20 protein-coding genes are annotated in these 24188 nt (G+C 68.1%); 10 read left to right on the forward strand and 10 right to left on the reverse strand.

The window, feature by feature from the left end:
- Positions 1–255 precede the first annotated feature (255 nt).
- Complete coding sequence (locus tag ACFYWJ_RS14865; protein ID WP_355280594.1) at positions 256–1680, reverse strand: HEPN domain-containing protein; 1425 nt, start codon at positions 1678–1680, stop codon at positions 256–258.
- Between the two features lie 385 nt (positions 1681–2065).
- Here ACFYWJ_RS14865 and ACFYWJ_RS14870 point away from each other — a divergent pair, with 385 nt between their 5' ends.
- The gene (locus ACFYWJ_RS14870) at positions 2066–2926 is read left to right on the forward strand and encodes an HNH endonuclease signature motif containing protein (RefSeq protein ID WP_355280595.1); all 861 of its coding nucleotides are present in this window, start codon (positions 2066–2068) and stop codon (positions 2924–2926) included.
- A 170-nt stretch (positions 2927–3096) separates the two neighbouring features.
- On the opposite strand, the gene ACFYWJ_RS14875 is transcribed toward ACFYWJ_RS14870, so the two are convergent.
- From ACFYWJ_RS14875 to ACFYWJ_RS14885, 3 genes are all read right to left on the reverse strand, one after another.
- Positions 3097–4707 (reverse strand): zinc-ribbon domain-containing protein, encoded by a 1611-nt coding sequence (locus ACFYWJ_RS14875; protein ID WP_355280685.1) that lies wholly within the window; start codon positions 4705–4707, stop codon positions 3097–3099.
- Positions 4708–6044: 1337 nt separating this feature from the next.
- Positions 6045–6443 (reverse strand): PPOX class F420-dependent oxidoreductase, encoded by a 399-nt coding sequence (locus ACFYWJ_RS14880; protein ID WP_355280596.1) that lies wholly within the window; start codon positions 6441–6443, stop codon positions 6045–6047.
- A 29-nt stretch (positions 6444–6472) separates the two neighbouring features.
- On the reverse strand, positions 6473–6949 hold the full coding sequence (locus tag ACFYWJ_RS14885) for a DUF1772 domain-containing protein (protein WP_355280598.1): 477 nt from the start codon (positions 6947–6949) through the stop codon (positions 6473–6475).
- A gap of 145 nt (positions 6950–7094) precedes the next feature.
- On the opposite strand from ACFYWJ_RS14885, the gene ACFYWJ_RS14890 reads away from it, so the two are divergent.
- The gene (locus ACFYWJ_RS14890; RefSeq protein ID WP_355280599.1) at positions 7095–7703 is read left to right on the forward strand and encodes a DUF4126 domain-containing protein; all 609 of its coding nucleotides are present in this window, start codon (positions 7095–7097) and stop codon (positions 7701–7703) included.
- A gap of 1 nt (position 7704) precedes the next feature.
- Here the strand turns inward: ACFYWJ_RS14890 and ACFYWJ_RS14895 are convergent, their stop codons facing one another.
- Entirely contained in the window at positions 7705–8715 is a 1011-nt protein-coding gene (locus ACFYWJ_RS14895) for an LLM class flavin-dependent oxidoreductase (protein ID WP_355280600.1), read from the reverse strand.
- Positions 8716–8836: 121 nt separating this feature from the next.
- Between ACFYWJ_RS14895 and ACFYWJ_RS14900 the strand changes: the two genes are divergently transcribed.
- Together ACFYWJ_RS14900 and ACFYWJ_RS14905 are read left to right on the forward strand one after the other, a co-directional pair.
- Positions 8837–9313: a MarR family winged helix-turn-helix transcriptional regulator gene (locus ACFYWJ_RS14900; protein WP_355280602.1), complete on the forward strand. Its 477-nt coding sequence runs from the start codon at positions 8837–8839 to the stop codon at positions 9311–9313.
- 46 nt (positions 9314–9359) lie between these two features.
- The gene (locus ACFYWJ_RS14905; protein ID WP_355280603.1) at positions 9360–10790 is read left to right on the forward strand and encodes a DHA2 family efflux MFS transporter permease subunit; all 1431 of its coding nucleotides are present in this window, start codon (positions 9360–9362) and stop codon (positions 10788–10790) included.
- A gap of 39 nt (positions 10791–10829) precedes the next feature.
- Here the strand turns inward: ACFYWJ_RS14905 and ACFYWJ_RS14910 are convergent, their stop codons facing one another.
- Together ACFYWJ_RS14910 and ACFYWJ_RS14915 are read right to left on the reverse strand one after the other, a co-directional pair.
- Positions 10830–11540: an HAD-IA family hydrolase gene (locus tag ACFYWJ_RS14910; protein WP_355280604.1), complete on the reverse strand. Its 711-nt coding sequence runs from the start codon at positions 11538–11540 to the stop codon at positions 10830–10832.
- Positions 11537–13720: a transketolase gene (locus ACFYWJ_RS14915; protein WP_355280606.1), complete on the reverse strand. Its 2184-nt coding sequence runs from the start codon at positions 13718–13720 to the stop codon at positions 11537–11539. Before ACFYWJ_RS14915 ends, ACFYWJ_RS14910 begins: the two co-directional genes overlap by 4 nt.
- A gap of 135 nt (positions 13721–13855) precedes the next feature.
- Between ACFYWJ_RS14915 and ACFYWJ_RS14920 the strand changes: the two genes are divergently transcribed.
- On the forward strand, positions 13856–14521 hold the full coding sequence (locus tag ACFYWJ_RS14920) for a response regulator transcription factor (RefSeq protein WP_355280608.1): 666 nt from the start codon (positions 13856–13858) through the stop codon (positions 14519–14521).
- The gene (locus tag ACFYWJ_RS14925) at positions 14518–15675 is read left to right on the forward strand and encodes a GAF domain-containing sensor histidine kinase (protein ID WP_355280609.1); all 1158 of its coding nucleotides are present in this window, start codon (positions 14518–14520) and stop codon (positions 15673–15675) included. The genes ACFYWJ_RS14920 and ACFYWJ_RS14925 overlap by 4 nt, the downstream gene beginning before the upstream one ends.
- Here the strand turns inward: ACFYWJ_RS14925 and ACFYWJ_RS14930 are convergent, their stop codons facing one another.
- On the reverse strand, positions 15676–16662 hold the full coding sequence (locus ACFYWJ_RS14930; RefSeq protein WP_355280610.1) for a class I fructose-bisphosphate aldolase: 987 nt from the start codon (positions 16660–16662) through the stop codon (positions 15676–15678). It lies immediately after the preceding gene.
- A 149-nt stretch (positions 16663–16811) separates the two neighbouring features.
- Between ACFYWJ_RS14930 and ACFYWJ_RS14935 the strand changes: the two genes are divergently transcribed.
- The 3 genes from ACFYWJ_RS14935 to ACFYWJ_RS14945 are packed head-to-tail and all read left to right on the forward strand — an operon-like array spanning position 16812 to position 21666.
- Positions 16812–19097: an FdhF/YdeP family oxidoreductase gene (locus ACFYWJ_RS14935; RefSeq protein WP_355280611.1), complete on the forward strand. Its 2286-nt coding sequence runs from the start codon at positions 16812–16814 to the stop codon at positions 19095–19097.
- Positions 19098–19120: 23 nt separating this feature from the next.
- A complete protein-coding gene (map, locus tag ACFYWJ_RS14940) occupies positions 19121–19984 on the forward strand; it encodes a type I methionyl aminopeptidase (RefSeq protein WP_355280613.1) in 864 nt (287 codons plus the stop codon).
- Positions 19981–21666 carry a cobyric acid synthase gene (locus ACFYWJ_RS14945; protein WP_355280615.1) on the forward strand — a complete coding sequence of 562 codons (1686 nt, stop codon included), beginning with the start codon at positions 19981–19983 and terminating at the stop codon, positions 21664–21666. The genes map and ACFYWJ_RS14945 overlap by 4 nt, the downstream gene beginning before the upstream one ends.
- A 44-nt stretch (positions 21667–21710) precedes the next feature.
- Here the strand turns inward: ACFYWJ_RS14945 and ACFYWJ_RS14950 are convergent, their stop codons facing one another.
- Complete coding sequence (locus tag ACFYWJ_RS14950; RefSeq protein ID WP_355280616.1) at positions 21711–22202, reverse strand: hypothetical protein; 492 nt, start codon at positions 22200–22202, stop codon at positions 21711–21713.
- 250 nt (positions 22203–22452) lie between these two features.
- Here ACFYWJ_RS14950 and ACFYWJ_RS14955 point away from each other — a divergent pair, with 250 nt between their 5' ends.
- Positions 22453–23016, forward strand: a complete 564-nt coding sequence (locus ACFYWJ_RS14955) for an alpha/beta hydrolase (protein ID WP_355280618.1) — start codon at positions 22453–22455, stop codon at positions 23014–23016.
- Between the two features lie 39 nt (positions 23017–23055).
- On the opposite strand, the gene ACFYWJ_RS14960 is transcribed toward ACFYWJ_RS14955, so the two are convergent.
- Positions 23056–24099 (reverse strand): alpha/beta hydrolase, encoded by a 1044-nt coding sequence (locus tag ACFYWJ_RS14960; RefSeq protein ID WP_355280620.1) that lies wholly within the window; start codon positions 24097–24099, stop codon positions 23056–23058.
- Positions 24100–24188: the final 89 nt, after the last annotated feature.

Genomic DNA, 24188 nt, shown 5'->3' on the forward strand with positions numbered 1-24188 from the left:
GATTAGACGCAGACTTTCTGCCACGGTGGCGTTCTCAACATCGCCAAAAGCTCCTCGGGCCTCGGCGACTCCCTGAACGCTGCATTCCTCCACAGGTACGTCATCGCAGGCGCCATGGAGTTGGAATAGGTTCCCCAGTGGGATGCGACAAACTCCCACTCTGACGCGCGTTTGCCGGAATCGTCGCGCCACGGGTATCGCCGTTTGCAGGCGACGAAGGACGCTCGGCCCGCAGAGTGCCGACTGCGAGAGGGATCAGGTTAGGTATCGAGTCCCCAGCGATGCTGCGGTTCGAAGGCCCTTGTAGTTGAGAGCTAGCCTTTGCGCCTTCTCGGAGACTCCGAGCTTGGTCATCAGGACTAGAATCAGCAGCGCCAGCGTTGGGTGTTCCAGCGCATACCAGACGTCCTCCGGCACTTTCCGGTCCTCGGGTTCGTCCCCATGGGCTAAGGAGTTACGAGCCTTTGTGAGGTATTCCGCCCACTTGTCCACGGATGGGATCACCTCGACGCGAACGGTAGGCGCAACAATTCCAGCGAGCGCTTCGGCACGCTGGCGGTAGGTTCCCTGTAGTCCGAGACCTCGGCATAAAGCCTCGAGGGCGCCACACACTCCGAGCAACTTGGTCTCGTGGTAGGTGCTGGTCTCTCGCAGCAGGGCGATGGTCGACCCGACGCCGTATCTCGCTGTTGTGAGCAGAGCGTTCCAGGCGGGGAGCATCGTGGCAAGGTCGGCGTCGAGGAAGGTGAAGGCAATGTTACGGCGGGTTTCGAAGCCGAGTATTTCTTCGCGGGGCATCGGATCGGTTCCCCACCATCGGTAGCGGTCGTTGGCGGACCCCGGTGCGGCGTCGAAATCGATTCGGCGCACATGGGCTGGGCGTAGCATGCCCAGAGTAACCAAATCAGAGAGCTCGCGCGCAGCAGTCGAAAACTGCTGAACCGCCATAGGGGCATCCCCTTGAAGTCGGAATATGGCACGGTATGTCACCGGGATGGAGGTGCCGCCGATCCCGTAGGCCTGTTCTCCCGTATAGGTTTCCCTCGTCGTCAACGTTGCTTTGAGACCGCCGAATTGAGCAGAGAGTTCTGCCGCCAATGGGATCACGAATGTTGCTGTCGTGGCGCCCTGCTGCGTCTCACGCTCCGACCATGTTGGGTCGGCCGATTTGGCAAGGAAGGTAAGGTAGTCAACCTCGATGAAAGCTTCCGCGAACATTTTATGATCGGCATCGTCGATGTGTTCTCGACCGATCAACGCACCAGTGTCGGCTTGCAGAACCTGGTGTATGTACTGCTTGCCGGTCGCGACTTGCCTCTCGACTTGACTTTCAATCGCGACGGCATTTAGTAGCGTCACGTGTTGCCCGCCGGATTGCCCGTGGACAGTGAACGTCGATTCCTCAGCGTGTTCCTCGGTGACGGGATCGACAAGCGGCACATGAACTTCCAGGCGCGGACGCGCGCCGTGCTGCAGGCGTAGCGTCCCCGCAGCGACCCGGTCGGGCTCCGTAGGTAGCCACCACGTTCCGTGCACCTCCTCTTGAGTAGTCGTCATCGGCCGCAGGTCGCGGACGCCCATCCCGTCCACCGAGGGGATTTCGCTGACGGGTGGTTCGTAAAACTGCGGATTCCAAGCACTGGTGGCATCGTCAGTAGGGTTTACACCATCGGCAGGCACAAGGCTCATGATGGCGCACGGATGCTCTGATTGGGTGCTGTTCTCGTAGGCGCGGCCACATACCCCCCTTAGACCTCCTATCAAGCTCGATCGCTGAGTTGTCGCCAGCTGATGAGAGCAGCGGCGAGGTCGAGGAATCCTTGGTGGATATCTCGGTGCGGTGTTCCCTGCGGATGGACAGGCGCCGTCATTGGCGCGGAAGGACCAGTGTTGCTCGACTATCCAGAGGCCGGCGGTCCACTTTGTCGCGGGTGCTGCAGCGTGGCAGCTTGACGCTGATGGCCGCGATGGCAAGTCGAACGGAAGGCGGCGGCAGTGCGAGCCATACCCTGTCAGCCACATCGAGAGGGTCTCCGAGACGTCGCCGTGGCGCTAGGATCGTTTGGTGCCAGGTCTCTCTGACCCCCTGCTGATCAAGAAGCTGTTCGGTCGTGCAACTCACTGTGCGTATCCGGGCTGTGTCGAGGAGTTGATCTTCGAGGACCGTGGAATGCTGACGCCCATCGTCGAGATCGCCCACATCCGATCGAGGAAGCCCAAGGGGCCTCGTCACGAACCTGCCTATCCGAAGCACCTACTCGACGACGAAGAGAACTGCCTGCTTCTATGCAGCAAACATCACAAGGTTGTCGACGACCACCCCTCGAAGTACCGCGCCGATGAGCTCATCGAATGGAAGAAATACCAGGTCGCTGATCGAACTGGACGGACCCTATCCGACTCAGAGGTGGCTCAGATCAGCGATTCCCCGAAGGGAACCGAAACTTCTCTTGAGGTTGAGGCGGTCGGCGTAGCCGACATCCGGGGCGCGTGGATCTCGGTACCGCTCCAGGCGTTGCCTGGGCTCGACGTTCCGGATTCTGATCGGTACCTGGGCGTGACAGTAACCAATACTGGGCGCTTACCTGCCAACATAATCGCGTCGGGCATCGATCTCGGTGTGGACTACTCACCTCTTCACGCGACCCACCTCTTCGATGATGGGAATGTCGATCCTCACATTCCTCCCCAGGTGAGTTCAACTTGGCGTATTCCCCAGAGATCGCTGGCAGCGGGAATCCTGAAACTTGCAACCGAACGTGGCATCCTGCCCGACCGGTTCCGGCCTTATGCCCGGCCAGCTTCCGGGGATCGCGTCGAAGGCCCGTGGCAGTCCGCGGTCGACTTGCCGATCTGGAGACCGGGGATGACTCAAGACAAGTTGAGCGATCTACTCGAAAAGGCTGCGGCCCATCGGCACCGCTAGAGCATCCCATGGCGCTTATCCGAATGTTCGATCAGATACACCGGATATCTATCAGGGTGATCCAACAGGGCGATCCAACTGGCACCGACAAGGCCGCGTAGTGGGGATCCAGATCGGCGACACCGCCTGACACGGATCTTCGGATCTATCCAGGCGGTACATGAACTTGCCTACAGTTGCACGCGTAACCTCACACGCTCCATCGTTCCAGTTGGATCAGGCGCCGTCGAATAGACGGTGATCTCGTGGTAACAGGCTGACTCGATATCTAGGTGCGCTAGTGGCTCTTCTCTTAGCCGTACAACGGTCAGCCCGGCAGCGATGAGGTCACGGCTCTTTTCGATGTCCAGCCCAGCCTTGTCTGCGTGCCAATACGAACCGTCATATTCGATGGCGAGTTGTCGGCCATCGTCGAGGTCCACCAGGATATCGACTGTCCATGCCCCACGGCGGACAAACGCGGGAGAGTCGATCCGCTTGCCCGAGCTGGCGTTGCCGAACAGGCGGCGTGCCTCGGCGAGGTGAGCCAATTCCACCTTTGACTTGCCCGACTCCTGGCACTCAGGGCAAGTCGATCCGTTGACTCGTGAACCGGGCGTAGCCTTCCAGCGGTGCCGCGAATCGTTGGGGCAAACCCACGACGGTTCCTCAACCATCTGCGAGGTCGTTGACCGGATATGCCATGGGGACACGCTGTTCTCGGGCGCCCACTGAGCAGCGATCTCGGGATAATAGTAGGCGAGAGAGTCAAGAACAGTTCTGCAATGTGGGCAACGGAGCCGGTGATACTTGTCGCGCTCCCGTGGGGTGGCTTGCCACTCGTGACCGCAGATAGGGTCCTTCCACCACGCTGGTCGTCGCGAATTTGGCGAGACAGCGGCCAGCTTCCACCGGCCGTTAAGACTGGGGTGCCACTGTGCGCTGATCTCCGGACTGAGACGGGTAGAGGCTGGGTCAGTGGCTGCTTTCGCAGCGTTGGCTTTGCGCGTTTCAGCGGCAGCGCAGTAGCTGCATCCGTCCATGTAGCCGTACGGACGGCGGGTGGATTGATGGCCGTTCACGCAGCGGAATTTGTAGTAGCCGCTGTCTAGAACTGGAACTTGGTTGGCTGGGGTAGTGTCGATCCACAGCGCTGCCAGTTCAGGAATGTCTGCTACGGTCTTGGTGCTTAGTTCCCGTTGTTTCCGTCTGTACTCTTGTTCCCACTCGGCTTTGCAGGTTGGGCAAGATAGGGACGAGAGGTGGCTCGTCATCTCGCGGATCGTTTTCCGAAAACTGGTCGCGCACTTCGGGCATCTCCACGCTGCCTCCTGCGGCGAGCGGAGCTTCGCCTTCTGCCACAAAGACTCTGGGTTAGCGTCATGGTCCCACCATGACACCACTGCATCGTCGGAGTTGCGCAGGAGATTCTTATTCTTCGCACCAGCCGTCGCCGCGGGAGTCTGCCTCTTGGGGTTCTGGCGGCAGCTTTGACAGCCCCATCCGATGTCGCCCCACCGCTTGGCACTTATCATGCTGCAGCGTTTGCACCGAATTCTGTGAGGGTCCGAGGGAAGAGACGGAGTGGTGAGTGGACCGAGATACTCGAGACCGTTGTCTTCGGAGTGCTGACGAACTTTCTCGATGTCGACTGGGATCGGCGCGACGAATGCCAGGCGGCGTTGGTCGGATGCCCACTGTCTCCAGTAACACGCGCGGCAGACCGGCTCATCGATCCTGTTCTTGTCCAGGACGTAGTCGAACCTGTAATGGGCCTCGCAGCCGCAGGTCGTGCAGCGCATTAGACGATGCGCGTCTCGCTTGGTGAATGGTTCAACGGGTGTCAGCCCGCCCGCCAACAGAATCTCTGTGATGTGCTGATCGCACCAGGCGGGACGCTTCGTTGTCCTGAACGCGGCCTCGTTCTTGCAGTCTTCGGCTGCACAGATAGTCACAGCCTCAGTGAACCATGAAGCAACGACAAGGATTCGCGCCAGCGCTGCCCTATCAGCGCTCGTGCGCCAAGCGGACGCATCCAAGCTCGACTGAAGCTGAAGGAACCTGCTTCGTGCCCGACTGCGTTGGAGGCAGCTTCGTCCTAACCGTGCGCCACCGTCAAGCTTCCGATGTACTGAAAGCTGCGGACAAGTGACTAATTCGGGGTTGTTGGTCTGTTTGCGACAGTGGTCCCGCTCGGCGGGCCCATCGACCACTTCGATCCACGTACTTCAGCCTCCCGGCTTGTCACATCCTTGTTGCTGAGCTGGGAGTAGGCGCATTCGGGCGCGGTGCAGTTGCGTCCCACGTCGGCGCTCTCGCTGCCGTTTCGCTAACCGCTGGTCTACGCGCCTTCTCCTCGTTGTGTATCGACCCTTGCACTTGCCCTACGAAGTGCGGGGTTTTCTGTTTGGCAGGACGACCGGCGCCGTGAGTGGGGGCAGAAGCGTCCCCGGGCTACGCGCTAGACCCATAGCGTCGCTGATCGCATCGTCAGCCATCTGGTCGAGAACGCGAAATCTCTCGGCAAGATCGGCTAGCGAATCCTCTGACCAGCCATCTCCGAAGTCAAGCCCTGGCGGCCTGGGGTCCTTCTTCGTCGACTTGGTGCGAAGCATGGTTCTGTGTTTGCCCCCTTTCCTGACCAGCCACAACGCGTGCACAACGGGTGTCGCAATGGCAAGAGGGTTCGCGCCTCGGTCGCGATGGGCGCAAGGGCCGGGTCGCCGATCGATTCCAGAGCGTCGATCAACCTTGACCCGCTCGACCACCAGGCCGGGTCGGGTTCGTCGACTCCGGTCCGCCAAACGATCAGCTCACCGATCGAGTCCTCTGCATCGGAGGCTTCTAGAACGACATAACCGACAGCTTGAGCCAATTCTGCTGGGTAATAGGGCGCCACCGTTCGATCGTGCCAAACGGCCTGGGAACCTCGGTCAAGTAGGCCCGGACTCGCTGCTCGACCGGAGTCCCCTCGCAACCGCAGCGTGCGCCGCAGACGGCAGGCCGATGTCCGAGGCGTTCCCGTCACGACCGCAGGAAGTCTCGGAGCTGTTCACGACGGTGGGCGAACGCTGCGCTGAATATTCCTTCACACTCACCGGTACGCCGGTGATTCGGCGACCCGGTGGTGGAGGTGTGACTACTCGGGGGTGCGGCTGGTGAAGTCGAAGGAGTCGCCGTCGATGCCCCAGGAGATGATGCGGGCGGGGTGAATTCGGATGATCGAGGTTTCCTGGTGGGGGAACGGCGGCTCGTCGTCGGGCAGGGCCTCGGCGGTGCCGCGGACTTCGATGCCGCGAACCACGTAGGGCTCCAGGGAGACCTGTTCGTCGACCACGAACGACACCCGGCTGCCCGCCTCGACATTGCGGTACTTGCGGCTGGTGCGCATCCGCATGCCGCCGATGTCGATGGTGCCGTCGGGGTTCAGCCGGTAGTTGGTCGGGTTGTTCTGTACGACGCCGTCGGGGGACACCGTGGCGAGGCGGCCGATCCCGGCCTCGGTGAGGAACTGCTGTTCATTGGTGGTGAAGGACATGTCGATGACTCCTCGGTGATGGGGTGGGTTCAGAACAGGATGATCGCGGCGCACAGACCGGCGATGGCGACGAACTGGAGGGTGACCCGGTACTTCAGGATGCTGTCCCACTTGTCCTGCAGCGCACGGGCATCGGCGGGGATGACGCCGCTGAGGGCGGCGGCGGTCTGCCGGGTGTTGATCGGCTTGGCGACGCGGACGTAGAAGGCGAGCCAGGTCAGCAGCGCGGCGACCGCGATTCCCGCCGCGACCGCGGCGCCGGTCTGCCCGGCCAGCACCGCGATCAGCAGGGTGAGGACCGCGGTCACCACGCCGCTCACGCCGACGATCGGCATGCGCTTGTCGCCGTAGTAGTGGCCCCACCCCGCGCTCACGGTCACGGTCGCGTCGTCGAGCTTGCGGTAGACCGACCGCATGATCACGGCCCCGCAGACATCGGTCCCGTAGACGACGGCATTGGCGAGAACGGCGGCGGTGGCGATGATCTGGCCGGTGACAACGAGCATTTCCTGGCTCCCTCTTCGTGATATCTAGCATCGCTAGAAGCTGGAGCAAAGGTAGCATCTGATCGCTAGCATGTCTAGCGTTGCTAGATTCCGAAGCGCGGCCGAGCTGCCGTGTGGAGTCGGTGGACGGGCTTACGCTGAGCAGGTGTCGGTGCTACCTCTGATCTTCACCGCGGGCTGGGCCAGCGGGATCAACGCGTACGCGGTGGTGTTCCTGCTCGGGGTGTTCGGGCGGATCGGCTGGGCCGAGGACGTGCCGCCGGGACTCCAACGCACCGATGTGCTGGTCGCGGCCGCCGTCCTGTTCGTCATCGAGGCGGTCGCCGACAAGATCCCGTATCTGGATTCGTTCTGGGACGCCGTGCACACCGTGGTGCGGCCCGCGTCCGGGGCGGTGGTGGCGGCTCTCATCGCCGGGCAGGACGATTCGCTGCCCACCATGTTCGCGGCGGCGGTCGGCGGGACCACGGCCCTGGCCAGCCATATCGTCAAAGCCGGTACTCGGATGGCGATCAACACCTCTCCGGAGCCGGTCACCAATATCGCGGTGAGTACCGCGGAGGATCTGGGCGTCGGCGCCGTCGTCACGCTCGCGGTGTTCTTCCCGATATTGGCCGCGGTGATCGCCGCCGTCTCGCTGGCGATCGGATTGTGGGTGGTCTACGCCTGCGCCAGCCGCATCCGCCGCTACCTGCGCAGGCGACGCGAACGCCGCGCCGCCCGTCGGGGCGAGCTGGACGCGGCGCTCGAATAGATCAGCGCACCTGTGGCGCGACCTTGGTGCCGAGTAGGTCGATGCTGTGCAGTACCTGTTTCGGCGGGAGGGTGCCGACGCTGGTGTGCAGCATGAACCGGTCCAGGCCGAGGGTGTCGCGGACTTCGGCGATCTTGCCCGCCACGTAGTCCGGCGTGCCGACGAACAGGGAACCGCTCTGTGAGCGCAGGGCGTCGAACTGCTCGCGGGTCATCGGGCCCCAGCCGCGTTCGCGGCCGATGGTCGACATGGCCAGCGCGTACGGCGCGTAGAAGTCGGCCACCGCCTGCTCGTCGCTGTCGGCGACGTAGCCGTGCGCGTGCACCGCCACCGGCTGCTTCTCGTGGCCGCCTTCGGCGAGGGCCCGGTGGTACAGCTCGACCAGTGGCTTGAACCTGGCCGGCTGACCGCCGATGATCGCGATCGCCAGCGGCAGCCCGAGCAGGCCCGCCCGGATCACCGACTCCGGGCTGCCGCCGACGGCGATCCACACCGGCAGCGGCCGGTCGTCGGTGCGCGGATAGACGGTGGCGTCGCGCAGCGGCGCGCGGAACCGGCCCGACCAGGTCACCGGCTCGTCCGCGCGCAGGCGCAGCAGCAGGGCCAGCTTCTCCTCGAAGAGGTCGTCGTAGTCGGCGAGGTCGTAGCCGAACAGCGGGAAGGACTCGGTGAACGAGCCGCGCCCGGCCATCAGCTCGGCTCGGCCGTTCGACAGCCCGTCCAGGGTCGCGAAGTCCTGGTACACCCGGACCGGGTCGTCGGAGCTGAGGACGGTCACCGCGCTGGTCAGCTGGATGCGTTCGGTGCGCGCCGCCGCGGCCGCCAGGACGACGGCGGGCGAGGAGGCCGCGAAATCCTTGCGGTGGTGCTCGCCCACGCCGTAGACGTCCAGGCCCGCCGCCTCGGTGGCGACGGCCTCGTCGACGACCTGGCGCAGCCGCTCGGCGGCGGTCGGCGCGGGCCGGTCGCCGGTGGGGTACAGCTCGGCGAAGGTCGTGAGCCCCAGTTCCATGTGAACCTCGTTTCGGGATGCGGTCTGCTCCGGTCATCTCCTAAACGGACCGTGGTCCGGCGAAATTCCCCGCCGTTACGGATGGATGCAGATTATCTATGACGAAACTATAGTGGCCGGTATGACCGCCCTCGCGACGACGCGCACCGAACCCGACTTGTCCTTCCTGCTCGACCGCACGAGTCACGTGCTGCGCACCCAGATGGCGGCGGCGCTGGCCGAGATCGGGCTGACTGCCCGCATGCACTGCGTGCTGGTGCACGCGCTCGAGGCCGAGCGCACCCAGGCGCAGCTCGCCGAGCTCGGCGACATGGACAAGACGACCATGGTCGTCACCGTCGACGCGCTGGAGAAGGCGGGCCTGGCCGAGCGCAAGCCGTCGAGCGCCGACCGTCGCGCGCGGATCATCGCGGTGACGCCCGAGGGGGCGAAGCTCGCCGCGCGCAGCGCCGAGATCGTGGACGGTGTGCATCAGGCGGCGCTCGGGTCGCTGCCGAAGGTGGAGCGGGAAACTCTGGTTCGCGCATTGAATCTGCTGGTGGAGGGGCAGTTGTCGACCGTGGTGGAGGCGGCGCCCGCGCGTCGCGCACGGCAATAGTCCGTTATAGATTGTCTGCAACGAAACTATCTAGTACGGTCATTTCATGACCTCTTCTCAGCGCATCGCGCTCGCGGTGCTGTCGGCGGCGACGCTGATGACCATCCTCGACGGCAGCATCGTCACCGTCGCCATGCCCGCGATCCAGGCGGACCTCGGCTTCACGCCCGCGGGCCTGAGCTGGACCGTCAACGCCTACCTGATCGCCTTCGGTGGACTGCTCCTGCTGGCCGGACGGCTGGGCGATCTGGTCGGCCGCAAGACGATGTTCCTCACCGGCACCGTCGTTTTCACGGCGGCCTCGCTGCTGGCCGGTGCCGCGGTCACCCCGGCGATGCTGGTGGCGGCGCGCTTCCTGCAGGGTGTCGGCAGTGCTCTGGCCGCGTCGGTGGTGCTCGGCATCCTGGTCACGATCTTTCCCGGTCAGCGCGAACGGGCCACGGCCATCGGCATTTTCAGCTTCACCGGGGCGGCGGGCGCGTCGATCGGGCAGGTGCTGGGCGGAGTGCTCACCGATGCGCTGAACTGGCACTGGATCTTCCTGATCAATGTGCCGATCGGGGTGGTGACCGTTCTGGTCGCCGTCACGGCGCTCCCGGCCGACCGCGGTCTGGGCTGGGGCGCGGGCGCCGATGTGCTTGGGGCGGTCCTGGTCACGGCCGGGCTGATGCTCGGTATCTACACCATCGTGGAAGTCGAACGGTACGGCTGGGTGTCGCCGCACACGCTGGGGCTCGGCGCGGTGTCCGGCGCGCTGCTCGCGGGTTTCGTCGCCCGCCAGGCCACCGCGCGCCGGCCGCTGCTGCCGCTGCGGATCTTCCGTTCCCGCAGCGTGTCCGGTGCCAATGTGGTGCAGATGCTCACGCTCTCGGCGATGTTCGCCTTCCAGATCATCGTCGCGCTCTACCTGCAGAAGGTGCTGGGCTACAACGCCTTGCAGACCGGGCTGGCCATGCTGCCCGCCGCCCTCGCCATCGGCGGGGTATCGCTGTTCGCCTCGGCCCGGCTGATCACCCGCTTCGGCGAACGGACCGTGCTCATCGCGGGACTGGTCCTGCTGCTGATCGGCATGTCGTGGCTGATGCGGCTGCCCGTCGACGCGGACTACGTCACCGATCTGCTGCCGATGATGGTGCTGATCGCCGGTGGCGGGCTGGTGCTGCCCGCGCTCACCGCGCTGGGCATGTCGGGTGCCTCGGCCGACGACGCCGGGCTCGCCTCCGGCCTGTTCAACACCACCCAGCAGGTCGGAATGGCGATCGGGGTCGCGGTCCTGTCCACTCTCGCCGCCACCAGGACCGGCGCCGAACTGGCCACGGGCGCAGCCGAAGCCGTCGCGTTGACCGATGGCTATCGCCTCGCGTTCACCGTCGCGGCCGGTCTGCTGGCGGCGGCGTTGCTGGTCAGTGTGACGGTGCTGCGCCGACCGGGGACCACCGCCGAGGCGACCACGGCGGACGCGGTCCCCGCCTTCTGAACGGCCGACCGCAGGGGTGGCGCATCGCCCCTGCGGTCACTACCGGCGGCGCGGCGAGGCCGCGGTCAGCTGGTCGTCGAACCAGCTGACGAGTTCCGGATCGTCGAGACCGTCCGCGACCAGCAAGGCCGCGGAGAGGTCGTGCGAGCGGGTGTAGGCGTTCTGCGCGGCGACGCACCGCAACCCGGCAGCCTGCGCGGCGAGCACACCGTTGGCGGAATCCTCCACCGCGACAACATGCTCGGGCGCGCACCTCGTCCTGGACAAGACCTCCAGATAGACCGCCGGGCTCGGTTTGAGGTCGGGGACCTCGGTCCCGGTGATCACGACGTCGAAGACCGGGCCGAAGGCATGGCGCAGCAGGGGTTCCACCCACGCGCGGGTGCCGGTGGTGGCCACGTGCAGCGCGATACCGCGGGCGGTGAGCCGCTCGATCAGCTCCCTGGCGCCGGGCCTCGGCTGGATCCGCCCGTCCTCGACCAGGTTTCGCATGATCCGGGTCTTGATGGGGTGCAATCGTTCCGCGAGTTCCCCGGCCTGGGCGGGCGAGCGGCCGGTGCTCTCGAACCAGTGGGTCATCCGCTGGGTGCCGCCGGCGATCCGCAGCAGGTCGCCGTAGCGGTCGATATCCCAGCGGTCGGGGAGCCCGGCCTCGGCGAAGGCCGCGTTGAACGCCACCCGGTGCCCGTCGCGCTCGCTGTCCACCAGGGTGCCGTCGACATCGAAGATCACCGCGTCCAGGTGGGTCATCGGGCACCGCCCAGGTAGTCGCGGACCCGGGCGAGCACCGACGGCACGGTGAGGCCGTGGTGGGCCATGACCTCGGCGCCGGGACCGCTGTGCCCGAACGCGTCGATGCCGATCGCCAGGTCGGCCACGCCCGCCCAGCCCGTGGTGCTGCCCGCCTCGATGCTGACGGTCCGGGCCGAGGGATCGGGGGAGTAGCGCGTGCGATCCAGCACCGACACCACCCGCACGACGTAGCCGTCGGCCCGGAGTTCGTCGGCGACCGCCGCCGCCAGCGCGACCTCCGAGCCGGTGGCGACGATATCGACCAGGTGGCGTCCCTCGGCGACGAGCGGCTCGGTGGTCTCGCTCGTAGCACCGTCGGTGGCCGGAGATTCGCCGGTCGTCGTCCGTCGCGAGTCGGCGACAGTGTTGCCGCCGCGCGGGTCCGTCACGGAGGGCGGAGGGACGGTTGAGGCAGGACCTGAGCCGACGGGAGGCACGGGGTCGCCGCTGGGACGGGGGTTGCCGCTGGCCCGAGTGTCGGCGGTGGGGCGGGGATCGGCGGTGGCTTGAGTGTCGGCGGCAAGTTCGCGGGTGCCGCGATCGGTGTTGTGTTGCGGCAGAGACTGTCTGGAAAGGATCAGCGCGGTCGGGCCGTCGGTGCGGCGCAGCGCCAGTTCCCAGGCGAGCGCGGTCTCGGCATCGTCGGCCGGGCGCAGCACCTGGAGGCCCGGGATCACACGCAACGACTCGACGTGCTCGACGGGCTGGTGCGTCGGCCCGTCCTCGCCGACCGCGATCGAATCGTGGGTGAGCACGTAGATCACCGGCTGACCCATCAGCGCCGACAGGCGCAGCGCGGGTCGCAGGTAGTCGGCGAAGACCAGGAACGTGCTGCCGAACACCCGGAACCCGCCGTGCAGGCTGATCCCGTTGAGGACGGCGGCCATGCCGAACTCGCGGATGCCGAACGCGATCGCGCGGTGTGTGTAGTCGTCCCGGCCCAGCACCGGACCGAACGCGGTGCCGGTCGATCCCGCGAGGTCGGCCGAGCCGCCCACCAGTTCCGGCAGGATCGGCCGCAGGGCGTCCAGGCAGGCTTGCGAGGACTGCCGGGTCGCGCGCGGCGCGTTTCCGACGATGCCGGACAGCGCGTCGGCGAGTCCGGCGGGCAGTGCGCGCGCACCGGCACGGGTGAACTCGTCGGCGCGTTCCGGTGCGGCAGAGGCGAATGCGGCGAACCGAACGAGCCAGTCGGCCCGGTCCTCGGCACCGATCTCGGTGAGCACCGCGCACGTCGCGGCGACCTGCTCGGGGACCGCGAAAGACGGATAGGTCCATCCGGCAAGCGCTTTGGCCCGGGCGAGCTGATCCGCGCCCAGCGGTGCGCCGTGCGCCTGCGCGGTGCCCGCCACGTCGGGCGCGCCGTGCCCGATCACCGTCCGGACGGCCAGGAAACTCGGCCGCGGATCGTCTTTCGCCCGGGTGAGGGCCGCGTCGATCGCGGCGATGTCGGTGCCGTCGGCCACCGTCTCGGTGTGCCAGCCGTAGGCGGCGAAGCGGGCGAGCTGGTCGTCGCCGCAGGACCGGTCGACGGCGCCATCGATGGTGATGGCGTTGTCGTCCCACAGCACGATCAACCGGCCCAGCCGCAGCTGCCCGGCGATCGAGGCCGCCTCGTGGCTGACACCCTCCATCAGGCAGCCGTCGCCGACGATCGCGTAGGTGCGGTGGTCGGTGATCTCCGGGTAGCGGGCGTGGGTCATGCGCTCCGCCAGTGCTATGCCGACGGCCATCGCCAGGCCCTGACCCAGCGGACCCGTCGTGCACTCGACGCCCGGCGTCTCGCCGTACTCGGGATGACCCGGTGTGCGCGAGCCGAGCTGGCGGAACCGGCGCAGCTCCTCGGTGGGCAGGTCGTAGCCGAACAAGTGCAGCAGCCCGTACAGCAGCGCCGAACCGTGCCCGGCGGACAGGACGAACCGGTCCCGATCGGCCCAGGCCGGGTCGGCCGGATCATGGCGCAGATGCCTGCTCCACAACGTCCACGCCATCGGCGCCGCCCCCATCGGCATCCCCGGATGTCCCGAGTTCGCGGCCTCGACCATGTCGGCGGCGAGGAAGCGCAGGGTGTCGACGGCGAGCTGATCGGTGTCGACCGCGGACGCGGCGAGTGGCCGATGAACAGTGGATTCCGGCATGGCGGCGCCTTTCGATCGGGTCCGTCCATCCGACCGCACGCGGGTCGCGCGGCCTTCCCCCGCACGGGTGGCCACACGGGTGATTTCTCGCCGATTGCCGTGAGTCACCGCCGTTTTCCGCCGTACTGTGGCGGTATGCCGGAGCCGCCGCCCCCGTTACGGCTGGTGCTCGTCGACGACCACGAGATGGTCCTGCACGGGCTCGACGCGATGCTCGGCCACTTCCCCGACGAGGTCGCGATCGTCGGCCAGTCGACCACCGACACCGCGGCCCTGCGCCTGATCGACGAGCACCGGCCCGACATCGTCCTGTGCGACGTCCGGATCGGCAAGGCCAGCGGCCTGGATCTGTGCAGGCAGATCACCGAACGCTATCCGGCCACCCGGGTCGTGGTGCTCACCGTCTACGACGACGAGCACTACCTCTACCAGGCGCTGCGCGCCGGCGCGGCCGGGTATGTCCTCAAGCGGGTGGACGGGCGCGAACTCGTCGCCCACCTGCGCCGGGCCGCCGACGGCGAGACGGTCATCGATCCCGCCCTGGCCGGCCGGGTCGCCCTGGCCGCCGCCCGGCTCGACGCCGGGCAGTTCTGGTCGGGCGCGCATCTCGGGCTGACCCAGCGCGAGTCGGAGGTCCTGGGACTGCTGGTCTCCGGGCACTCCAACCGCGCGGTGGCTGGCAAACTGGTGGTCAGCGAGGACACGGTGAAGACCCACATCCGCGGGCTGTATCGCAAACTGGGCGTGTCCGATCGGAGCGGGGCGATCGCGGTCGCGTTGCGGGAGGGGCTGTTCCGGTGACCGGCGTCGCGCCGAGCGCCGCGCAGCTGGCCCCGCTGCTCGCGGCCGACGGTGTGCTGCTGTACGCGGTCGACGGGCAGGACCTCACCGTGGTCGACCTCTGGCCCGCCCATCCGTCGGCGGGCGCGCTGACCCTGCAGGTCGGATTCGGGGTGACCGGTCTGGTCGCCCGGACCGGCACGCCGGTGCTTCTCGATCGGGATTCGCCGCGTAATGCGATGCACCGCAGCCTGTTACGCCTTGACCCCGACCGGACCATCGCCCGGATGTGCCTGCCGCTGCGCGGCATCGACGACTCGGTGGTGGGCGTCCTCGCCGCCCATCGGGATCCGGCGACACCGTTCGGCCCGGCCGACCTCGCGCGGGCGGAAGGCTACGCCGGCGTGCTCGGCCTGTCGTTGCACGCGCACCGGTTGTGGCGCACCGTCACCCGGCATCGCACCGAACGGGATCGCCTGGTCGAACAGGCGATCTCGGCGCAGGAGGCCGAGCGCAGGCGGATCGCGTTCGACCTGCACGACGGGGTGACCACCGCGCTCGCGTCGATGTCGTTCCACCTGTCCGCGGCCGACCTGACCGTCTCCGAACTCGCCGCCCACGTCGCCGCGGGCGACGAGCCGGGCCTGCGGGCGCTGGCGCGGGCCCGCGCCGAACTGGTCGGCGCCCGGACCCTGGCCGACTACGCCTACAACGAGACCAGGGCGGCGATCTCGGGCCTGCACAGCCTCGTCCTCGACGACCTGGGCCTGGTCGCCGCGCTCGAATCGCTGGTCCGCACCGCGAGCACCGGCGGTGGCCCGGCGATCGAATTCCTCGTCGACCCGGCCGCCGCCGTCGGCGACATCCCCGAGCACGCGGCCGCCGCCCTGTACCGGATCGCGCAGGAGGCGCTGGTGAACGCGGTCAAGCACGCGGGTGCGAGCCGGATCGTGCTGTCGCTGCGTCGGGTCGGCGACTCGGTGGTGCTGGGGTGCTCCGACGACGGCGCGGGGTTCGACCCCGCCGCGCGCCGGGCCGAACGGTCCGCCGACGCCGACCAGCACTTCGGGTTGAGCTCGCTCGCCGAACGCTGCGCCGTCATCGAGGCCTCGCTGCGCATCGAGTCGCTGCTGGGGCGCGGCACGATCGTGCTGGTCGAGCTGCCGATCCGGTAGTCAGCGGGTCGCGTCGGCGGCTCTGCGGCAGTTCGCCAGCAGCACCCGCTGGGCGTCGGCCACCGTGGCCGGCGCCCCGGCCCACGTGTGCAAGGCCGCGCTGACCAGCGCCCGCCCGAACGAGAACGTGACCGACCACGGCCGATCGCCCCTGGCGTGCAGCGCGCGCAGGTAGTCGCAGACCCGCTCGGTCGGCTGACCACCGGAGAGGAAGGCGATGCCGGGAACCGCGGCGGGCACGGTGTCGCGCAGGACCTCGAACGTCGCCGCCACCACCTCGTCGGCGGGTGCGGGCGCGGCGTCGAGTCCCGGCGTCACGAAGTTCGGTTTGAGCACGATGCCGGTCAGGTCGACCCCGGCGGCGTCGAGGGCGGCGAACAGGGAACGCAGGGCGAGCCGGGTGGCCTGGGCGGACGCGGCCAGATCGTGCTCGCCGGTGCACAGCACCTCCGGCTCGACGATCGGCACGATGCCGTGCTCCTGACACAGCGCGGCGTAGCGCGCCAGCGCGTGGCCGTTGGCGTGCGCGGCGTAGGGCGTGATCGTCCGCACGTCGAACACGGCCCGCCACTTGGCGAAGGCGGCCCCGCGCTCGGCATAGGACGCCAGCCGGGCGCCGAGCCCGTCGAGTCCCTCGGTGACCAGCGCGCCCGCCTGCCCGGGCAGGGTGGTGGTGCCGGTGTCGACCTTGATGCCGGGCAGCAGGTCGAGGTCGCGGGCCGCGACGGGGAAGGGGCGGCCGTCGGCGAGATCCTGACCGAAGGTCTCGTCGCACAGGATGATTCCGCTGACCCGATCCGCCAGCCCGTCGGCGGTGAGCAGCAGGGCGCGATAGTCGCGCCGGGCGGTCGCGCTCGCGGGGACGCCCGCCTGCTCCAGGCGGGCGGACATGGTCGTGATCGACTCGTCGGCGGCGAGAATGCCGCGGCCGCCGCCGGTCAGCTGCTGGGCGACGGCGGCGAGGGGCGGGGCGGGAAGTGTCGTCATGGTGACAGCGTGCGAGCGTGACGGTCGCCCGTCCTCACCCCTGCGGGCGAAACCGGGTGTGAACCGCCGCGTTGACAACCGCCGTGAAACTGGGAAGCCTGAGGTCATCCAGTCCGATCGCAGTGCCGCGGCACGGGAAGAAGCCGGTGATGACCTCGATCGATGACCCCACCGACGACCTGTCGGTCACCCCACCCAAGACCTGGGCGGCCGGTGTTCCCGGGGTGGTCCACGCGCTCGAGTACTCGCTGTCGCAGACCTCGGCCGCACGCACCGCGCTGACCCTGCTCAACGTCAACCAGGCCGCGGGGTTCGACTGCCCCGGCTGCGCCTGGCCGGAGCCGAAGCACCGGCACAAGAACGAGTACTGCGAGAACGGCGCCAAGCACGTCAGTGACGAGGCGACCACCCGCCGGGTGACCCGCGAGTTCTTCGCCACCCACACCGTCGACGAACTCGACGCCACCTCCGACTACTGGCTCAACCAGCAGGGCAGGCTGACCGAGCCGATGGTCAAGCGGCCCGGCGCCGCGCACTACGAGCCGATCGGCTGGGACGCCGCCCTCGACCTGATCGCCGACACGCTGCGTGGCCTGGACTCGCCGAACGAGGCGTTGTTCTACACCTCGGGCAGGCTCAACAACGAGGCCGCGTTCCTGCTGCAGCTCTTCGCCCGCGCCTACGGCACCAACAACCTGCCCGACTGCTCCAACATGTGCCACGAGTCGAGTGGTTCGGCGCTGAACCAGACCCTCGGGGTCGGCAAGGGCAGTGTGTCGCTGGACGACATCTACGCCGCCGACCTGATCTTCGTCGTCGGTCAGAATCCCGGCACGAACCATCCCCGGATGCTCTCGGCCCTGGAGCAGGCCAAGCGCAACGGCGCGAAGGTTGTCGCGGTGAACCCGCTGCCCGAGGCCGGGCTGATCCGGTTCAAGAACCCGCAGGTCCCGCGCGGGGTGATCGGGCGCGGCACCGCGATCGCCGATCACTTCCTGCAGATCCGGCCCGGCGGTGACCTGGCCCTGTTCCAGACGCTGAACCGGCTGCTGCTCGAAGCCGAGGACGCCGCGCCGGGCACCGTCCTCGACCACGAGTTCATCCGCGAGAACACCCACGGCTTCGAGGATTTCGCCGCGCACGCCAGGGGAATCGGCTGGGACGACGCGCTCACCGCGACCGGTCTGACCCGGGCGGCGATCGAGGACGTGCACCGGGAAGTCCTCGGTGCGAAGAAGACCATCGTGTGCTGGGCGATGGGCCTGACCCAGCACAAGCACGGCGTGCCGACGATCCGCGAGATCGTCGACTTCCTGCTGCTGCGTGGCAATCTCGGCCGCCCCGGTGCGGGCGTGTGCCCGGTCCGCGGGCACAGCAACGTCCAGGGCGACCGCACCATGGGCATCTGGGAGCGGGTACCGCAGTGGTTCCTCGACGCCCTCGGCACCGAGTTCGGCTTCACCCCGCCGACCGCGCACGGGCTGGACTCGGTCGACGCCATCCGCGCCATGCGCGACGGCCGGGCGAAGGTATTCGTCGGTGTCGCTGGCAATTTCGCGCGGGCCACGCCGGACAGCGCGGTCACCGAGGCGGCGCTGCGGCAGTGCGCGCTCACCGTGCAGATCTCCACCAAACTGAACCGCTCGCACACCGTGTGCGGTGCGACCGCGCTGATCCTGCCGACCCTGGGCCGCAGCGATCGTGACATCCAGGCCACCGGCGAGCAGTTCGTCACCGTGGAGGACTCGATGAGCGAGGTCCACGCCTCCCGCGGCCGTCTCGACCCGGCCTCGCCGCACCTGCTCAGCGAGGTCGCCATCATCTCCCGGCTGGCCCACCGCACCCTCGGTGATACCCCGGCGATCCCGTGGGCGGAGTTCGAAGCCGACTACGACACCGTGCGCGACCGCATCTCCCGGGTGGTGCCCGGCTTCGAGAACTTCACCGCGCGGGTCTCCGAGCCGGGTGGGCTGCGGTTGGTCAACCCGGTCAACGAGGGTATCTATCGCACCGCCAGCGGAAAGGCGGAGTTCACCCGCAACGACTTCACCTTCCTCGACGTGCCGCCGGGGCATCTGCTCTTGCAGTCGCTGCGCTCGCACGATCAGTGGAACACCATCCCGTACGCGAACAACGACCGCTACCGGGGCATCCACAACGCGCGCCGGGTGGTGATGGTCAATCCGGACGACCTGGCCGCGCTCGGCCTGGCCGAGCGGGACGTGGTCGACCTGGTCAGCGTGTGGCACGACGGGGTCGAGCGGCGCGCCGAGAACTTCGTGGTGGTCGCCTACCCGGCCAGCCGCGGCTCGGCGGCGGCCTATTACCCGGAGACGAACGTGCTGGTCCCGCTCGACAGTGTCGCCGACATCAGCAACACCCCCACCTCGAAGGGGATCGTGGTCCGGCTCGAACCGCGACACAGCGCCGGGTAGGGGTGCTGGCTACACTCGCTGCTATGTCCGTGCGCACCCGTCAGCCACTCGTTCCCGGCACCCAGTCGCCGATCCGCGACGTCCCGCGTTCCATCGAGCGTCCCGAGTACGTGTGGAAGAAGACCGCGAACGAAGGGCGTGAGCCCTGGGTGCAGACGGCCGAGACCATCGAGAAGATGCGGATCGCGGGCAAGATCGCCGCGCAGGCCCTGGAAGAGGCGGGCAAGGCGGTCGCGCCCGGCGTCACCACCGACGAGCTGGACCGGATCGCCCACGAGTACATGTGCGACCACGGCGCCTACCCGTCGACCCTCGGCTACAAGGGCTTCTCCAAGTCCTGCTGCACCTCGCTCAACGAGGTCATCTGCCACGGCATCCCCGACTCGACCGTGATCGAGGACGGCGACATCGTCAATATCGACGTCACCGCCTTCATCCATGGCGTGCACGGCGACACCAACAAGACCTTCCTCGCCGGCGATGTCGACGAGGAGGTGCGGCTGCTGGTCGAGCGCACCGAAGAGGCCACCAACCGGGCCATCAAGGCGGTCAAGCCGGGTCGCGCGCTCAATGTGATCGGCCGGGTCATCGAGGCCTACGCCAACCGCTTCGGCTACGGCGTCGTGCGCGACTTCACCGGCCACGGCGTCGGCCCCACCTTCCACAGCGGCCTGGTCATCCTGCATTACGACCAGCCCGAGATCGACTCGGTCATCGAGCCCGGCATGACCTTCACCATCGAGCCGATGATCAACCTCGGCGGCATCGACTACGACATCTGGGACGACGGCTGGACCGTGGTCACCAAGGACCGCAAGTGGACCGCCCAGTTCGAACACACCCTGGTCGTCACCGAGACGGGCGCGGAAATCCTGACCCTGCCGTGAGTCCGGCCGCGGGTGCGGGCGATGACGCGCGCCCGCGCGGGGCGCTGCTGATCGCGGGCACGACCTCCGACGCAGGGAAAAGCGTTGTGGTGGCGGGCATCTGCCGGATGCTGGCGCGGCGCGGCGTGCGGGTGGCGCCGTTCAAGGCGCAGAACATGTCCAACAACTCCGTTGTCACGCTCGACGGTGGGGAGATCGGGCGGGCGCAGGCGTTGCAGGCGCGGGCGTGTGGGCTGGAGCCGAGCGTGCGGTTCAACCCGGTGCTGCTCAAGCCCGGCAGTGATCGGCGTTCGCAGCTGGTCGTCCGTGGCAAAGCTGTCGGGACCGTCGGCGCGCGGGACTATTTCACGCGCAGGCAGCAGCTGCGCGAGGTGGTCGCGGCCGAACTCGCTTCCCTGCGCGCGGAATTCGATGTGGTGATCTGCGAGGGTGCCGGGTCGCCCGCCGAGATCAATCTGCGGGCAACGGATCTGGCGAACATGGGGCTGGCGCGCGCCGCCGAGCTGCCGGTTCTCGTGGTCGGTGACATCGATCGCGGGGGAGTGCTGGCGCATCTGTTCGGCACCGTGGCGGTGCTGGAACCCGAAGACCAGCAGCTCATCTCGGGTTTTCTCGTCAACAAGTTCCGTGGCGACGTGGCCCTGCTCCAGCCCGGCCTCGACCAGCTGACCACGCTGACCGGCCGACCTACCCTCGGCGTGCTGCCCTTCGCCGAGGACCTGTGGCTCGACGCCGAGGACTCCCTCGGCACCGTCGCGGGCACGCCCGTCGGCCGTCCCGGCCCACCGCACGGCACCGAGTGGCTCACCGTCGCCGCCGTTCGCCTGCCCCGCATCTCCAACTCCACCGACATCGAAGCCCTGGCCTGCGAACCAGGCGTCGCGGTCCGCTGGGCCGACGGGCCCGACCAGATCGCCACCGCCGACCTCGTGGTGGTGCCCGGCTCCAAGGCGACCGTCTCGGATCTGGAGTGGTTGCGCACCAGGGGAATCGGTGAGGCGCTGCGTGCGCGCGCGGCCGCCGGACGCCCGATTCTCGGCATCTGCGGCGGCTATCAGATGCTCGGACGCCGGATCACCGACGGCGTGGAGTACGCGCGCCCGGCGGGTTCCGGCGATCACGCCACGGCCGTCGTGCCGAACGGTCGCGACGCGGACGGCGAGGACGCGGCGCGGGCGGATCAACCGCCCGAACTCGCCGCAGCGGGCGAGAACCCCTGGGTCGCCGAGGGTCTCGGCTTGCTCGACCTCACCATCGAGTTCGCGAACCCCAAGATCGCGCGACAGATCTCGGGCCATGCCGACGGTATTCCCGTCACCGGTTACGAAATCCACCACGGCCGCGTCCGGCACAGCGGCGACCCCACCTGGCTGACGGTCGACGGCACCCCCGAAGGCAGTGTGCGCGAGGCTATCTGGGGCACCCACGTGCACGGGCTGCTCGAATCCGACGAGTTCCGGCGCACCTGGCTCGCGGAAGTAGCCGTACGCGCGGGCCGCACCGGCTTCCGCGTCGCTCCGGACACCTCGGTGGCCGCCACCCGCACCGCCCAGCTCGACCTGCTGGCCGACCTGATCGAACAGCACGTCGACCTGGCCGCCCTCGACGCCCTGATCAGCCGTGGCGCGTCACCCGATCTGCCGATCGTGCGCGCCGAACTCGATCGCCCCGAGGTCGGCTGAGGGACCTCGACCATCTGTCGCAGCACCACGACGCGGGCGGTGGCTCAGGATCGGGAATCCTCGGCCGGAGCGGTCTCCTCGGCGACGGCGGGCCGCGCCCGGGCCAAGGCGTACGCGGCGAAGCCGAACACCAGCGCCGGCCCACCGAGGACCAAGACGCCGATCAGCCAGAGGAAATCGGTCGCAGCGATCGCGGCCGACCGATAGGCACCGGTGTCGATGCCGACATCGATGAGAACGATCCGGGCATCGACCGTTTCGCCCGCCGTGACACCGAAGAGGCGGATCGTGCGGCCGTCCTCGACGCTCGTACCGATACCCGCCCGGCCGCGGCCGCCCATGGTCCCGCTGGAGCTCTGGTCGACGTGGACCGTGACCTCCCGGCCGAACCCGAGGAGGTAGACGGTGGCATTGATCGGCTGGGTGACCCCGAACAGCGCGCCCGCGCCGAAGAAGAGCGCACCGACAGCGCACAACACACTCTGGATGATTCGCTTCACAAGCCCCCCGTGAACGCCGATCTGTTCGGCCGTCATCGTACGGTGCGCGCGGTAGCTCCGGGGAGGTGAACTCCGCACACCACGTCCAGTACCTCGCGTGGCCCGTGCCGCACGGGGTCGCCGGGTGTGCGGCCGCTCTCCTCACCGCCGACGACGCCCCGCTGTGACAGGTCTGGCAATTCGGGCCCTCCGGATTGGGAAAGCCCAGGACACGGGCGAAAACAGACCGGCCGGGCGGAGCGCAACACGCTGCCGTGTTCAGCCGGGCCGTGTACCGTTCACCGGCATGAAATCTCGGCAGATCACGGTCGGTGACCGGGCCTGGACAGTGCGGGTCGACGGCCCCCAATCGCGGCACAATGTGCTGTTGCTTCCCGATGCGGACGATCCGGCCGACGTGTTCGACACCGTGTGCGCGCGGCTGCACGAGTCCGATCTGCAGACCGTCGTGCTGGAGTCGGTCGAGGGGCTCGAGCCCGCGGCGATCCACGTGATTCTCGACGAGCTCGAGCTGCCCTACGCCAATGTGGCGGGGCGTGGCGCCGGCGCGGCGCTGGCCTGGCGGCTGTGCGCGGGCCGGTTCGGGCGGTTCATGAGCCTGGTCGTCGCCGATCACGGCCATCCGGCGGTGCCCGGCGCCGACGGCACCGCGCCCGACGCGGCCTGTCCGCCGCTCGAGCTGCCGGTCACCATGCTGGTCACCAAGAGCCTGCCGCGCGCCGTCGCCGACGCGTCCGGCCGCTACGTGTACGGCGAGTTCCGGGTGGTGCCGGTCGAGGTCGACAACATCGCCACCGAGGGCGCCCACGAGCTGGCCACCGAGATCGTCCTGCGCACCAGCCTCTGGTGAGCAGCGGGCCGGGACCACCAGGTCCCGGCCCGCCACCCGCTAGTTCTTGCGGTAGGCCGCCAGCCAGTCCAGCCAGCTGTCGGTTTCGGCGAAAGCGTTGGCGCGCACCGCTTCCGCGGACAGGAACACGTCGTGGCGGGCGCCGTCGATCGGCACGATCGTGGTGCGCTCGCCCAGGCAACCCGCCCAGCGCTGGATCTGCCTGACGTCGAGCACGGCATCGGCCACGTCGACGGCGGGGCTGTGCGCGCGGGCGAACTTGGTCAGCCGCGAGCGCAGGATCAGCGCGGGCACCCCGATCGCCAGCCCCTGGTGCAGGCGGGCCTGGCCACGCCGGATGGCACGCAGCCAGCCCAGCCGCACCGGCTCGCCGCTGAGCGGCTTCCAGTCCAGGTTGTAGTCCCACTCACCCGCGCGGCTGTGGTGCAGGCTGTCGCCGTAGGCGGTGCTGACGCCCATGCCGGGGAGCTGCGCGAATGCCCGGACCTTGCCGACCGCGTTGATGATCGGCGTGCCGACGGTGCGGTAGTACGCCGGACCCTGCAGGTCGAACCACGGGCTGTTGAGCACGACGCCGACGATCCCGGCCTTCGCGGTGCCGCCCGCGGCCTCGAGCCGGTCCAGCCACAGCGGCACCACGAGTCCGCCGGTCGAATGCGCGACGATCAGGACGTCGTCGCCGGTCTCCGCGCGCGCGATGCGCAGCGCCTCGTTCAGCTCGGCGTCGTAGAGCGCCAGGTCGCTGACGAAGTGCGCGCTCTGCCCTTCCCGCCGTGAACGACCACATTTGCGCAGGTCGAGGGCGTAGAAGCGGTGACCGCGGGCCGCGAAGTGCTCGGCCAGGTGCTCCTGGAAGAAGTAGTCGGTGAACCCGTGCAGGTAGAGGACGGTCGGCGCGGTGGCCGGCGCGGCGGCGTCGGGCAGATAGCGGACGAGGGTGGCCACCACCTCGCCCTCACCGTCGGGATCGGGGCCGAGCGGCAGGGTGCGCTGCTGGTAGTCGGTGCCGAGGACATCGGGTTGCCACTGCTCATCGGTCCGATCGGCGGTGCCGGCGGGATCGAGTGAGGTTTCGTTCGTCACACCGCTCAATCTATCGCGCGGTCAGCGCGACGTGCAGTGTTGGTTTAGATCACATTCGGGAGGTCGGTTGCGGTACTCCGAACGGCTGA

This window comes from Nocardia sp. NPDC003269, from assembly GCF_042888005.1.
Classification (GTDB): Bacteria; Actinomycetota; Actinomycetes; order Mycobacteriales; family Mycobacteriaceae; genus Nocardia.